Origin of the sequence: Mesorhizobium norvegicum (assembly GCF_004919685.1) — a bacterium.
Classification (GTDB): Bacteria; Pseudomonadota; Alphaproteobacteria; order Rhizobiales; family Rhizobiaceae; genus Mesorhizobium; species Mesorhizobium norvegicum.
In genome coordinates this window covers 12,277-24,966 of sequence record NZ_SMYZ01000087.1, presented here as the reverse complement: position 1 = coordinate 24,966, position 12,690 = coordinate 12,277, and the positions used below count along the sequence as shown (strand labels likewise).

At 58.6% G+C, this 12,690-nt stretch carries 13 protein-coding genes; 5 read left to right on the top strand and 8 right to left on the bottom strand.

Annotated features, from left to right (window positions below):
* Window positions 1–191 precede the first annotated feature (191 nt).
* The gene (locus FCU66_RS32540) at window positions 192–800 is read right to left on the bottom strand and encodes a transglutaminase-like cysteine peptidase (RefSeq protein WP_136620788.1); all 609 of its coding nucleotides are present in this window, start codon (window positions 798–800) and stop codon (window positions 192–194) included.
* Between the two features lie 289 nt (window positions 801–1,089).
* Here FCU66_RS32540 and FCU66_RS32535 point away from each other — a divergent pair, with 289 nt between their 5' ends.
* Window positions 1,090–1,830 (top strand): pyridoxine 5'-phosphate synthase, encoded by a 741-nt coding sequence (locus FCU66_RS32535; RefSeq protein ID WP_136620809.1) that lies wholly within the window; start codon window positions 1,090–1,092, stop codon window positions 1,828–1,830.
* Window positions 1,831–1,879: 49 nt separating this feature from the next.
* On the opposite strand, the gene FCU66_RS32530 is transcribed toward FCU66_RS32535, so the two are convergent.
* From FCU66_RS32530 to FCU66_RS42350, 4 genes are all read right to left on the bottom strand, one after another.
* Window positions 1,880–2,548 (bottom strand): DUF1007 family protein, encoded by a 669-nt coding sequence (locus tag FCU66_RS32530; protein ID WP_136620787.1) that lies wholly within the window; start codon window positions 2,546–2,548, stop codon window positions 1,880–1,882.
* A 137-nt stretch (window positions 2,549–2,685) separates the two neighbouring features.
* Window positions 2,686–4,659, bottom strand: coding sequence for a M23 family metallopeptidase (locus tag FCU66_RS32525; RefSeq protein ID WP_127385599.1), 1,974 nt, complete (start codon window positions 4,657–4,659; stop codon window positions 2,686–2,688).
* 244 nt (window positions 4,660–4,903) lie between these two features.
* Window positions 4,904–5,803 (bottom strand): acyltransferase family protein, encoded by a 900-nt coding sequence (locus tag FCU66_RS32520; protein ID WP_246094132.1) that lies wholly within the window; start codon window positions 5,801–5,803, stop codon window positions 4,904–4,906.
* Window positions 5,800–6,045 (bottom strand): hypothetical protein, encoded by a 246-nt coding sequence (locus FCU66_RS42350; protein ID WP_246094131.1) that lies wholly within the window; start codon window positions 6,043–6,045, stop codon window positions 5,800–5,802. The genes FCU66_RS32520 and FCU66_RS42350 overlap by 4 nt, the downstream gene beginning before the upstream one ends.
* A 267-nt stretch (window positions 6,046–6,312) precedes the next feature.
* Here FCU66_RS42350 and FCU66_RS32515 point away from each other — a divergent pair, with 267 nt between their 5' ends.
* The 3 genes from FCU66_RS32515 to FCU66_RS32505 all read left to right on the top strand — a co-directional run bounded on the left by FCU66_RS32515 (window position 6,313) and on the right by FCU66_RS32505 (window position 8,278).
* Window positions 6,313–6,849 carry a sigma-70 family RNA polymerase sigma factor gene (locus FCU66_RS32515; protein ID WP_136620786.1) on the top strand — a complete coding sequence of 179 codons (537 nt, stop codon included), beginning with the start codon at window positions 6,313–6,315 and terminating at the stop codon, window positions 6,847–6,849.
* Between the two features lies 1 nt (window position 6,850).
* A complete protein-coding gene (locus tag FCU66_RS32510; RefSeq protein ID WP_127385596.1) occupies window positions 6,851–7,489 on the top strand; it encodes an NrsF family protein in 639 nt (212 codons plus the stop codon).
* Between the two features lie 174 nt (window positions 7,490–7,663).
* Window positions 7,664–8,278 carry a transglutaminase-like cysteine peptidase gene (locus tag FCU66_RS32505; protein WP_127385595.1) on the top strand — a complete coding sequence of 205 codons (615 nt, stop codon included), beginning with the start codon at window positions 7,664–7,666 and terminating at the stop codon, window positions 8,276–8,278.
* 32 nt (window positions 8,279–8,310) lie between these two features.
* On the opposite strand, the gene FCU66_RS32500 is transcribed toward FCU66_RS32505, so the two are convergent.
* The 3 genes from FCU66_RS32500 to FCU66_RS32490 all read right to left on the bottom strand — a co-directional run bounded on the left by FCU66_RS32500 (window position 8,311) and on the right by FCU66_RS32490 (window position 11,710).
* Complete coding sequence (locus FCU66_RS32500; RefSeq protein WP_127385594.1) at window positions 8,311–8,499, bottom strand: DsbA family protein; 189 nt, start codon at window positions 8,497–8,499, stop codon at window positions 8,311–8,313.
* 150 nt (window positions 8,500–8,649) lie between these two features.
* The gene (locus FCU66_RS32495; RefSeq protein WP_136620785.1) at window positions 8,650–10,494 is read right to left on the bottom strand and encodes a peptidoglycan L,D-endopeptidase MepK; all 1,845 of its coding nucleotides are present in this window, start codon (window positions 10,492–10,494) and stop codon (window positions 8,650–8,652) included.
* A 259-nt stretch (window positions 10,495–10,753) separates the two neighbouring features.
* Window positions 10,754–11,710, bottom strand: coding sequence for a L,D-transpeptidase family protein (locus FCU66_RS32490; protein ID WP_246094138.1), 957 nt, complete (start codon window positions 11,708–11,710; stop codon window positions 10,754–10,756).
* A 495-nt stretch (window positions 11,711–12,205) separates the two neighbouring features.
* On the opposite strand from FCU66_RS32490, the gene FCU66_RS32485 reads away from it, so the two are divergent.
* Window positions 12,206–12,568, top strand: a complete 363-nt coding sequence (locus FCU66_RS32485) for a hypothetical protein (protein ID WP_246094130.1) — start codon at window positions 12,206–12,208, stop codon at window positions 12,566–12,568.
* Window positions 12,569–12,690: the final 122 nt, after the last annotated feature.

Sequence of the window (12,690 nt, the reverse complement as noted above, 5' to 3'; positions counted from 1 at the left end):
GGCTAACGAGCACCTGTCGGTATTTGTTCCTGATGAAGTGCAGAAGACCGGAAAATGCCTCGCTCGTGACGGCTTGAAAAGCCGCGGCGATGCGTCTCGCCACGGATGGCGGACCTACCCCGAGGACTGGATAGGCTCCGTGCAACGATCGCTGCTGAGGGGAGGTTGGTCCGACTTTGCGTTGCGCGCCCTCAGCGAACGCTGCCCACGGCGTCGGCGCGGCCATCATTGATCGCCACCCAAACGCCTGAATTCTCCGTGGATTGGCGCTTGAGGTAGGTATAGTCGGTGTCCGCGAAGGAGAGCACCCTTGCTTCCAGATTGTCGAGGATGAACTCGCCGAGGTTGGTGCGGACGGCCAACACAGCGTGTCCTTCGCCGTTAGGCAGACGCACCACTGTCATCAGCAAGTCGCCGGCTGGAACACCCGCACTCATCAGTTCGCGGCGCTTCTCCAGAGCGTAATCCTCGCAGTCGCCGAATCCATTGTCGAGGACAGTCCAATAGTCCTCGACGCCATTGTTTTCCAGGTCCGTCTTCGGCTTGATCCTTACATTGATGCTGTTGTTGACCTTGATGATTTCGGCCCAGAGATTGCGGGAGAGCACTACCGGCGGCTCTTTCGGTGTGATCTGGCGGCACTCGCCCGGCAGGCGCTTGCAGAATTCGTAGTGGCCAACCGGCTGTGTAGTGCGGCCGCCTGTGTGCATAAAAGCCGGCGCTGCCGCGTTTGCTGTTCCCAAGGCGGATAGCTGAATGACCGTTGCCAAAAGCAACAGTCCGGACTTCTTCCTTTTCATTGTTCTATTCTCCCCGTTAGAGGAGATACTGACACAGGAGTGCTTATTTGACGCAAAATCGGGAAGTAGATATTAATTAAAGTGTGGATAAAATAGGAATAAAGTTTGAATTGTTTTGGTAGCAGTTATTTAGAGTTCTCGCTGCGCGGTCTGACGGTGTCTGCGAGAACGGCTAGGCGGAGGCGCAAAGGATCGGCTTGGAACACCCGAAACCCTCTGTCTGTCCCCGCCAAAGGCGTTATAGATGGCCGCCGATACAGCGCGTGCCATTAGATACGGACCCGAAGCCATGCCCGCAAAGCTTTCCGTCAATCTCAACGCCATCGCCATGCTGCGCAACCGGCGCGACCTGCCGTGGCCGAGCGTGATCGGCCTCGGGCGCCTGGCTCTTGCCGCCGGCGCGCATGGGCTGACGGTGCATCCGCGCCCCGACGAACGGCACACGCGGCACTCCGACCTGCCGGAGATCAGGGCGCTGATCGACGACGAGTTTCCCAAAGCGGAGTTCAACATCGAGGGCTATCCGAACGAGGATTTTCTGGCGCTGGTGGAAAAGCACCAGCCGGAACAGGTGACGCTGGTGCCCGACGATCCGGCGCAGGCGACCTCGGACCATGGCTGGAACTTTGCCGCCGAGGCGGCGTTCCTTAACCCCATCGTCAAGCGCCTGAAAAAGGGGGGCCTTCGCGTGTCGCTGTTTTCCGATCCGGATCCCGCCGGCGTCACTGCTGCGCGCGACACCGGCGCCGACCGAATCGAGCTCTATACGGGTCCCTATGGCAGCTGCCATTTCGATTCAGCCAAGGCGGCCAATGAGCTGGAAAAATTGGGAAAAACCGCTGACGCAGCCCTTGCCGCCGGGCTCCAGGTCAATGCCGGGCACGATCTGGTGGTGAACAATTTGCCGGCACTGGCAAAGCGCATCCCGGCCTTGGCCGAAGTGTCGATCGGGCATGGGTTGACAGCCGATGCGTTGGAGTATGGCATGGCCGGCACGGTGGGGCGGTTTCTGAAAGCCTGCGGGTGGTAAACCGCTGTCCCCCGGAAGGTTGGAGAAACCTCCCCGCAGCCAATAGTTGCTAGCCCTTTGCGCCACAGGACAATTCAAGCTTCGTCGCAAATATCTTGCTCATGTCGGTCCCGGCGGGATCGTTGAAAAACGCGTCCGTCAGGGTTTTCTGATTCTGCGAAATGGCGTCGTCGGCATTCGGTCTGATGACAGAGCGAGTGCACGTCGCCGGCAGCTCATCGACCACCAGCTTGTCATCAGTCAAGAAATCGATGGCGGTGTAGAAGGTCGGATCGTACACGCCGAAATCAATCTTGCCGGCAAGCATCAGCGGCTGTTTCGGCTTCGATTCGAACGAGACGATCAGTTGATCATTCTCGAACTTTGTCGTGAGTGCGGGTGGAGGATCCATCACAATGTCTTTTCCATCGACGGTTACGAGCTGAAAATAGTTATAATCAGCAAGGGACGCATAGACCGTTTCGGAGACAAGATTCATTTCTGCCTTGTCGAGCTTGAGATCGAGATTCTTGTCGAACTCCATCATCACCGTGCTGGAAAAGATTTCGTCGAAGCGCCACAAGTGCCGCAGCGAGTTGACGGAGGACCGGTCAGGGGAAAGGGTGATACTGAGACTTGCTTCGGCAAAAACGTGTGGGTGTGCGCTTGCCTGGCCCGCCAAGAAAAAGGTGATCATCGGCGCGATTGACGCGATTCTAAATGCCGATTTGCGATTCATCGATACGCCTCCAAGGCAGGAGAGCAAAGCTTGGGGCTGTTGCGACAAAAGCTTGTTTCTCACAGGCTCCCAAATGGATGGCTCAATTTCAAACGTATACCTGGTGTCGACGGGCGTGCTGTACCTGTCGCAGAATCTTAGCAAATGGTTGCACAGTCGTCGCCCTTGACGCTTGCTACCCTCAAGTGATCGCTGTCTTCCTGTTTGAGGAGGTCGTCAATGCGCTGGCGCTCGCGCTTGAAGGCTACAAGGTCATCGCCCTTCAGCACCTTGCCGACCGGAAGGCGAACGCGCATCGCGTCGACCTTGGTGCCGTTGACGATCAGCTCGTAGTGGAGATGGGGACCGGTGGAAAGACCGGTCGAGCCAAGATAGCCGATGACCTGTCCTTGCCTCACTTGAGCCCCCGGCACGATGCCCTTGGCGAAGCCGTTCTGGTGGTTGTAGGAGGTCTCATAGCCGTTGGCGTGACGTAATATTGTCTGCTTGCCATAGCCGCTGGCCCATCCGGCCTTCTCGACGATACCGTTTCCGGCGGCAATGATTGGCGTTCCGATCGGGGCTGCCCAATCAGTTCCGGTATGCATTTTGACGTAACCCAGGATCGGGTGACGCCGAAGTCCAAAACCAGAGGTAAACCTGCCATTGGGAACCGGATTGCGTAGCAGGAACTGCTCGGCGCTGCTGCCGTTCTCGTCGAAATAGTCGGTGCTGCCATCCTGCATGTGGAAGCGGTAGAAATTGTGCACGGTGCCGCCAAAGGTCGATGATACATAAAGCAGTTCGGACTCGTCGGAAGGTTGGTCGTCGCCGTCCGGCTGCGAGAACAGAACATCCATGCGGTCCGACGGGTTGAGCCGGGACTGGAAGTCGACGCCGGATGCCAAAAGCTTGACCAGTTGCTGGGTCATCTTCTTCGACATGCCGTAGGAATAAGCGGCGCGGTAGATCCCGTCATAGATGTTCGGCAAATTGCCGCGCACCGCCACCGGCGGCGAATCGTCGAACGCGGTCAGTAATTCGGGATTGGGTTCAGGCTCCTGCGCCGGCACATACTGGCCGTGATCGTCGAGCGCAATGGTCACGATGTGCTGGGTTTTGTCATAAACGCTGGTGCGGACAACCTTTGCCTGCTCGCCGCGAACCTCCAGCCCAACGCGCAGAACGGTTCCTGCCTTGAGCGCAGTCGCATTCAACAACTTGGCGATCGCTTCGGCCATGCCTGTGGCGTCTGCACCCGTGTAGCCGGAATCAGCAAAAGCCTCAGTGACGTCGAGATCCTTGGTGAAGGGAATGATTTCTTCGGCGAAGGCCGGCGCTTTGTCGTCGGCGATGGCACGCGGCGACACCGAGACGTTTTCTGGCACGACCTTGACGTCATAGGAGCCGGCCATGCTCTGCGCCAGTTGGTCTCCAAAGCGCTGAGGGTCAACATAGTGCAGCGACGCCACCTGCACCGCGCCATCGCTCAGCCCGGTGCCGGCCCCGCGCACCACCTTTTCCACCTCCTCGGCGGACAGATCGCTCTTTTCGTCGAAGGAAGCTGTTTCGATCGGGAAATCGACGGTCTTCAGGCTCATCTCGCTTTCGACCTTGGCGCCATAGATCTGACTGACGCCAGTGTCGCTTGGCGCGGATTGCTCGGCGCCGTCGTCGGCAAACACCTGCATGGGGTCGAAAGGCGGGTAGGGACGGCTGGTTGTGTGCCCGGCGGCAAGCGCCATCTTGATCTGCACGAAAGGCACAGTGTTGATGACGTCGCGGTCGCCGACCTTCGTCACCATCGACACTTCCATGCGCCGGCGGTCCTTGGCCTTGGCGATCTGGCGTAGCGCCACTAGCCTCGTCGTCTTGGCGACGTCGCCGGAATCGCCGCCGTTTTCGAGGTGACCCAATTCGGCAATCTCGGGTGGCGTCGCCAATTGCTGGCGGCCGTCAACAGCGGCGAACAGCGCCACTCCCATCAGCACACTCGAGGTGACGCCGGTCAGGAAGGTGCCCGACAGCCAACGCGCCGAGATCTCGCGCCGGTCAGGCGGGCGGCTGCGGCCATCCGCGACCAGCGGCGGCTCATTGCCGAGCGCAGCGATGACATCGGCTGTATCGTGCATCCAGAAAGGCGCTTCTTCCCCGAGACGGAACGGCTTTTCGCCGTATTGAGCCGAAACAGTTGCCCGTCACAGCCGGCAAAGTCAACGACGCGGCTGGCCAAAGCGGTGCTCTGTTGGTTCGGCCTCATCGTCCAGACCGGTTTCCAATGGCAATGAGGCGGCAGTTTGGTCCGAATGTGGCGGTCCCAGCTTTGCAATGAAGTTGGACCTTCGCCCTGATGCAGCGCGTAGTCGTTGAAACCTCTCACTCCACGGTTTTGAGCCTCGCGCGTGAAGGAACCTGCCCTTTCGGCGCGGGCAGGGCGTCCGATCCTGCAAGACGCGCCCAGTTTGGCCGTTCAAACAAGAAGGCACCAATGCCAGCGCGCTTGAGCAGCATGTAGAGCAGGACGGGGCTGGCCAAGGAGACAATGAGAACCGCGAGGCTGAGTGCCCCCGTTTCGGTGATCAGCCCAGTCCTTAAGGCGGCCGCGCGAAAGACTGACATCGGAAGCGTGAAGGCGACGTAAATCACCAGGGAATGCTCGCCGAGCCAGCGCAGCCAATCCATGAAAGAAAGCCTGACAAGCAGCGCGCCCAGTACGCAAAGCGCCAGGGCGCCCAGTACGGCGAGGCCAAGATGCAGCGGTGGAAAGGTAGCCAGTCCCATATGTGTGACCGTTGGTTGGACCGAGAATCCCGGTGAAAAGACCAGCAGGCCGTTCGCGAGCGCCCAGACGAGCAAGCCTGCGACGGACAGCACAGTATGGCGCTGCGTCCATCCGACCAGGCGGAATACGAACGGCGCCGCCGCATAGCCGATATAGAAGAAAACGAAATAGGCAACGAATTGCGTCAGGATGTAGCTGGTCGCTTCGATGCCCGACATCCGCAGCAAGGCCGCCAGTGCGATCACGATGGGATCGGGGATTTTCAACTGCCACAACAGCCTTGCCACGAGGCCGAATACAGCCAGCATGTAGATGAACCACAAGACGCCATACGGTTCGACGGCCGACATGGCGATGTCACGCAGCATCGAGCTGGGGTCCCGGCCATAGATGCCTATCTTCAGGCCGATCATGATGATCGCCCAGACGGCATAGAAATAGGCATAGTGTAAGATTCGCCGGTCGGCATAGCGGCGCCACGGTCGATCGATCACCTGCGAAAGGAAAGCCCTGAAATCAGAAAGAACTCGGGCATCCGAAAGGGAGTGGCGAAACCGATGACGTAATGCAGGAACCCGACTTGCCCGGTATATTCCCCGGTGTTGTAAGCCGCGTACATCATCACAACCAGGATGATCGAAAGGCCTTTTGCCGTATCTACCCAAGGCATTCGCGGGGCGGCGCTCGCAGGCAAAGCTCCGAGTGGGTTGCGTGTTTGCGGCGAGTGATCGTTCATGTTCGCACAGTCAATTTCCCCCTTCTTGATCCTCTTTGGTTAATGTAACTATCCAACGACGCGTGATTGGCTTGGAAAATCTTGTCCTGGTAAACGAACTCGCACTGCCGAAGGGTATCTAGTCGCCACGAGCCAGCGACCGTTTCGGGACGTTCGCATTGTATTTCGGCGCACACGAATGAGTTATTGGCTGGCCATTAGGCGGAACAATAATTTGCAGCCGAGGTAACAACGGCAGGTTTTTGACGAACTCGGGAGAAAGGGCTTTTGAGCACCTTGGCCGAAGACGAACTCGCCCGGCTGTTGAGAGCCGCAATTGCTGGCGACGAAAACGCTTATGAGCGATTTCTTCACCAAGCAGCACGCTGTGTTCGAGGTTTCGTCCAGAAGAGGATTGTAAAGGGCGGCGTTGATCCAGAGGACGTGGTGCAGGAGACGCTGCTGGCTATCCATCTGAAACGTCATACTTGGCGGGAAGACGGACCCGTCATGCCATGGATTTATGCAATTGCGCGCCACAAACTGATAGACGCCTTTCGCCGGCAGGGTCGCCGGATCCACGTGGAGATAGGAGACGTCGCCGATAGCTACGCCGAGCCGGAACCCGATGCAGTCAGTGAACTTGAGATTGGTCGGGCACTCAAAACGCTTACTCCAGGTCAGCGAGCGGTAGTATCGGCCGTCTCAGTCGAGGGGCATTCGATCGGCGAGACGGCCATGTCCCTAGGCATGAGTGACACGGCGGTGCGAGTTGCGCTTCACCGTGGCCTGAAAGCCATCTTCCGGCGATTTGGAACGAATTGAAATGAAGACAGATGATCTCATCAAGACGTTGACCATGGACGCAAGGCGCCCTGTGCTGTTGTTCCCCTCCATATGGTGGGGGGCGATAGGACTGGCAATTCTGGTGGCCGCATCGGTCTTTTTCGCTACGCTCGGCCTTCGACCTGACTTTGCCGCGGCTGCGCAGACGCCGCGGTTTCTGTTCAAATTTGTCGTCACCATATCGCTGGCGGCGAGCGCGTTCGTTCCGGCCCGCGCACTGTCAACTCCAGGTAATGCGTGGCGAAAAACAATTCCGTATTTGGCGGTCGCTCCCATGCTCATCGCCGTTGCGGTAATCGTCGAACTCTTCCTTCTTTCACCGGATATCTGGTCGGCGAGAATGATAGGCAGGAACAGCATGGTATGCCTAACCTACATACCGCTAATTGGCATCGGTCCCTTGGGCATTTTCCTGGCAGTCTTACGCCATGGCGCCTCGACACGGCCGACCCTAGCAGGCGCGGTCTGTGGGATATTTGCAGGAGCGATTGCGGCGACGCTCTACGCGGCCCAGTGCACGGACGATTCTCCGCTGTTCGTTGCTACTTGGTACACGATCGCCATCGCGGGCCTGGCAGTGATCGGGGCAGTCGGCGCGAACATAGTCGCTCGTTGGTAGTGTCGTCACTCCAATGCCGAACGGCGGCATCGCGCTCGTTGTCTTGAGCTGTTGCATAACGGCCGCTGCTCTAGCCGTCCGGGTAACCATGCTGCCAATCCGGCTGTCGATGCAATTGACACGAACTGTAAAACCCCTTTAACATTTCGTTAACTAATAAGGGCGAGCGGGACAATGAATTCCTTTTCGACGGCGCGGGTAGTGCGCGCGTGTGTCGGGATTGCTGCCGGACTGGCTTGGTCGGCAGCGCCTGCGCTTGCCGCTCATCCCATGGCAACGGGCGGCCCGACCTCGCAGCCGATCGGACACTATGATTTCTGCAAGACCAATCCCGCCGAATGCTCGATTCGTCCGAGCAACCTCGCTCCAGCGAGGATGACTGACGCGCTCCTTCGGAAGCTGACCAGCGTCACCGTTAGAGTCAACGCCGCCGTCAAGCCAATGAGCGACTACGACATCTACGGCAAGGACGAAGTCTGGGCTTATCCAGACAAAGGTGTTGGCGACTGCGAAGATTATGTTCTGGAAAAGCGACGGGAGCTTTTCCGCATGGGATTGTCGTTTGCCGATCTTCTGATCACTGTCGTGCGGAAGCCCGACGGTGAGGGCCATGCTGTCCTGACCGTGCGCACCGACAAGGGCGATTTTCTCCTCGACAATCTGACCGACGAGGTCCGCCTGTGGGATGAAACGGACTATAGCTTCCTGAAGCGACAGGCGGTCGATAACACGGGGCGCTGGGTTTCGATCCGCGCGGGCCAACCGGTTTTGGTTGGCGCCGTACAGTAGGACCTTACGCTCTATATTTGCCCATGGACCATCTATGAACGGGCCAGCCTCATCGCGCCGAGATCCGGATCAATAGCGGTTTTCAGCGTTTCATAGGACTGCGCACCGACAAGCATTTGTGTGCCGATGAGAAACGAGGGCCTTCCGCCGATCCCCATGGCATTGCCTTCGCCCGCGTCGGCTTTCAATGCCTTGCTGCAGTCGGTCGCGCGGCTACCCATTAGGTTTCGACGCTCCCTTTGGCGGCAGTCTAGCGGCCGTCGCGTTTCATAGAGGTTGGTGCAATCGTCTTGAAGTCTCTGACGACGGCGAAATCGCCACCGCCTGATTTTCTTAGCCGTGGTTCCTAAATCCTCCAGATCAGCAAGTCTTCACCTGGTCTGGAAGCGGGCGATCGACATGAACCTGACGGCGTTGCCGGTAAATCTGTTGGTGTCGGCCATTTGATTGTTCGGCTGGAAACCGGCCGTATAGACCTCGCTCGGCGGGGTGTGCACGATATTGTAGGCATAGCGCGGCGCTGTCGTTGCGCTTGAGACTGTGGCGATATTTTCTCCGCTGTTCAGCGCCCAGCGTGCGGCTCGCGGCGCAGCGGCGACCACCAAGGATTTGGGATTGTGCTTCGGGTCCCCTGCGGTTGCCCTGGCTTCCTTGGGCGTGGTTTTCACGCCTGCGCCAATCGCTGTAGCCGGATCGGAACCGGCCGGCAGGGCAGAGATCGCGCTACGCGGCGACGCGGGAATAACGCCAGCCGGATCGGAATCGGCGGGCAGGGCAGAAATCTGGCTGCGCGGCGACAAGACATTCACACCGGCCGGATCACTGAACGACGAGCTTGGCTCCGGCAAGGAGGCGACCTGATATTCATCGAGGACGGCCTTGACCTCGGCGTTGTCAGGCCGGGCAGTTGGCTTCACCCAAGATACATCACTGGCAGTCTGGTCATGTGAGGCGGTATCCGCCAGCGCCAGCAGCACATGCTTGTCTTGCGGTGCGAGGTCAGCCGGCAGCGATCGGTCGGGACGCCAGGCCGGTACCGGAATGTTGTTGACCGCGACCACAGCTGGATAGGCAACGATGGCAGGATCAGTCATGCCTGACGGAACGCTCGTCGGCGCTTGCGCCGTCGCCACCGTCTGCTCGGGGGCGGCGGTGGCATCCGCCATGCCGAGCGGAACATCTCTCGGCGGCTGCGCGCCGACATCGGCCTTCGGACGCGGTGCGAAATCAGGCAGCGGAATGCTGCGCGCCGGCAGCGCCGCGATAATGGTCTCGGGCGTGTCCTGCTGCGGCTGCGAATCGGCAGCGTTGTCATCGGCAATCTGCGTAATGTCGGCGCGTTGCGCATCCTGCGGCGCCACAACGGCTATGGCCGGGAGGTTGCTGCTCCTTGCGATCGCTGTCGGCTTCACGGCCCTCGGCTTGGGCGCAGGCGCGGCGGTCGCGACATCAGCGCTATCATCCGACTCGTCAGAACCGCTGCCGAAGAAAGCAGCCAGTAGACCACCGGATTTCTTGTAACCGCCGCTTGCGCTGGCCATCTCGATTGTCGGAGCGCCAGCGCCCTTACGTGCCTTATAGGCGGCGAGCGCAAGCTCATAGCCAGGCAGCGGCTTGCCATCGCTCGGCACATGCAGTGTCTTGCCGTTGGGGAACAGGCTGACGAGTTCCTGGCGGCTGATGCCAGGCCAGTGGCGCACGTTGCCGACATCCATGTGGACGAAGGGCGAACCGGATGACGGATAGTAGCCGACGCCGCCGCCCTGCAGCTTGAGGCCGATGTTGCGCAGCTTCTTCAGCGGTACGCCGGGAATGTAGAAATCCAAAGCCTTGCCGAGCATGTGCTGGCTTTCTTTGGCTACACCCCTGCTGCGGCTGCGAAGCATCGAGTTCGTCGCCGGCGAGCGATAGCCGCAGACGACCTGGATGTAGTCGGTGGCGCCGCTGGCGCGGTACGATTCCCAGACCAAATCCAGCAAACGCGGATCCATCTTGGTCGGCTCGTTGCGACGCCAGTCGCGCAGAATGATGTTGATCTTTCTCAGACCCTCCGGATCGTAGCGGCCATTGCGTTTGTAGACGATCTCGGCCTTTTCTTGTGTATGGAGGTGATAGAGTTTCAGCGAACGTGTTTCGGCGTTTGCGCCACCAGCCATCGTGGCAAGAACCCCAAAGGCAACAATCACAGCTGCCAGCCATCTCGGCCAGACGCTCATGTGATAGTGCCGACCGTCTGGGTGTCGTTCGATGCTGTTCAAATCAAAAGGCCTTGCAGGCTGCCGTTTGTCCCCGGATTTGCCCAAACGGATGCGTCGTTTTCACATCCGAATATCGATCCTAATGGTTAACCCTCGCTTATTAACCATCGCTTATTGAAAGCCGAAATGCGGTAATACCGTGGCCAAATCTGGCAACATGAGGAAACACTGCGATCCCGCCTCGACAGGATCGAACGGCATTCTGGGCTTCTGCATGTCATTCGCTCGGCGCGTGGGGATCCGCCAGCGCAGCATCCGGTCGACTAATCGGAACGTCATCCAATGATGTTTTCTGAGCAAGCACCGCAGGCCCCCGGCTTTTCAGCAGTTTCCGAAAACTTGGATGCATGCCGCCATCTGAATATGCATGGGCCGATATATTTGTGCCGGAGGCAAGGTCCGCTTCCATCTTGCGTTCATCTGAAACGCGTCGAGCGACCACGGCACCGTTTTCTGCATTTAGCATCGGTGGACATGAAGCCAGCGGGTCGCGAGGATCGCCACCCTCAAAGGTCGCGTCGAAGACGTATCGTCTGCCGCAATAAGACACCCTGGGTTGACGACCCGTGACCTCCAAAATGTCGTAGCCCTGTTTCAGGTTTGTCCAAAAATCGAAATTAGGGTCATTTCGATTCCGTGCCATGTTTTCAGGCGTCATCCGGAACGGAAAAGCCTGCACCTGAAAGGAGGACTGGCCGCCCCTGATGGCTTCACGGGCAACGGCGTAGATTTCCGCGACGCCTGCATCCGTGAGCGCAAAGCATCCTGAAGACGAACAGGCGCCGTGAACCATCAAGGCTTCGCCGCTATAGCCAAGGGCGCTTTCCAGTTTGTTCGGGTAGCCCAGATTGAAAGAGAGATAATATTGCGAGTTCGGATTCAGCATGCCTGCGGATACGTTGTAAAATCCTTCTGGCGCCTGCCGGTCCCCATTTCTCGTTTTTGGGCCGAGTTTCCCGGACCAGCGGCACATCGGAAAGGTCTTCAACAGGGCATAACGCCCGGTGCGATCACGTTTCCAGATCTCAAGCTCGCTTTCATCCTTGAAGATGCGGATCAGAATGGGATCGGCCGGCGTCATTTTGCGCTTGCTCATATCGCTGATGAGGCTCGCCGCAATTGGTTGATTTGCCTTGTTGTCGACGTCAAGAACCGTCGACACGCAAGCTGACATAACCAGGGCGAGGGCGGGCAGGGTCAAAAAACCGAGCAGTCGCTGAAACAAATTCATCTCTGTCCCTTGTGGATCAGCCCCTGCTGTCTGCTCTGCCGTTGACAACTCGATGTCGCGTTTCGCGTTATTAGCAATAACAGCATCGTTCGTCAGCAAGGTTAACAAAATTCGAATTTTGGCACGACGGCTTCGACTTTTCTTGGTTCCGTCCCGTTCAGCCAAACTCGAAGTCGCCGGGGTATTGAGCCTTGTTATGACGAAGGTGGGGCCGCGTGGTATGAACTTTATCGCGACGACGGGTCTAGGCGAGGGAGACGAGTGAACGGATAAGGGCGCGATCGCGAGTCCTTTCGCGAAATCGATTGCTTACCATCACATCTCGGCGAGTGGGACTGTTTCAATGTTGCAGTCTCTTGTTTTGACTTGCCAAACGCACATTTCGAGACCAGCCTGAGGGCTATGATGGCATGCTCGTCGCCAAAACACGTCCTTGTCATGCTGCTCGCGGTCTTCCTGACTGTCGGGTTTAGCTTTTCTGCCGCTCAGGCCAGCATGATGTCGGCCAAGATGACGATGATGACCGGCAGCGGCATGACCATGCCCGCCGACGTCGGCATGGCCACCGGTTCCGCCATGAATGGCGATTGCAAGGCTTGCCTCAAGGGCGCGAGCGACAGCGGCAACCCGATTCACTGTCCGCCGGTATGCGTCGCACCTGTCCTGGCTGTGTTGCCGCAAGATCTCGCCATCAGGATGCTTCTGCGGGCGCAGCAGCCATCGGCGCTACCAGCCCCGTTCCTGCGCGGGCGAAGTTCCGTGCCCGACCCATTCCCTCCAAGACCCATCGATCTCGTTTGAGGCCGGTTCAGCCGTCCTGCGGCTGATTTCTGGCTTTTGATCATCCGCTGCGCGCGTTTGCTCGGCGGGTGCGGACAGCAATCAATCGATGGCCGCCATCGATTGAGATCGCGAAGGGCACA

Coding starts and splice junctions, on each gene's coding strand:
- FCU66_RS32540 (WP_136620788.1), bottom strand. CDS start 800: ATGAAAAGGAAGAAGTCCGGACTGTTGCTTTTGGCAACGGTCATTCAG.
- FCU66_RS32535 (WP_136620809.1), top strand. CDS start 1,090: ATGCCCGCAAAGCTTTCCGTCAATCTCAACGCCATCGCCATGCTGCGC.
- FCU66_RS32530 (WP_136620787.1), bottom strand. CDS start 2,548: ATGAATCGCAAATCGGCATTTAGAATCGCGTCAATCGCGCCGATGATC.
- FCU66_RS32525 (WP_127385599.1), bottom strand. CDS start 4,659: ATGCACGATACAGCCGATGTCATCGCTGCGCTCGGCAATGAGCCGCCG.
- FCU66_RS42350 (WP_246094131.1), bottom strand. CDS start 6,045: ATGAACGATCACTCGCCGCAAACACGCAACCCACTCGGAGCTTTGCCT.
- FCU66_RS32510 (WP_127385596.1), top strand. CDS start 6,851: ATGAAGACAGATGATCTCATCAAGACGTTGACCATGGACGCAAGGCGC.
- FCU66_RS32505 (WP_127385595.1), top strand. CDS start 7,664: ATGAATTCCTTTTCGACGGCGCGGGTAGTGCGCGCGTGTGTCGGGATT.
- FCU66_RS32500 (WP_127385594.1), bottom strand. CDS start 8,499: ATGGGTAGCCGCGCGACCGACTGCAGCAAGGCATTGAAAGCCGACGCG.
- FCU66_RS32495 (WP_136620785.1), bottom strand. CDS start 10,494: ATGAGCGTCTGGCCGAGATGGCTGGCAGCTGTGATTGTTGCCTTTGGG.
- FCU66_RS32490 (WP_246094138.1), bottom strand. CDS start 11,710: ATGTCAGCTTGCGTGTCGACGGTTCTTGACGTCGACAACAAGGCAAAT.
- FCU66_RS32485 (WP_246094130.1), top strand. CDS start 12,206: ATGCTGCTCGCGGTCTTCCTGACTGTCGGGTTTAGCTTTTCTGCCGCT.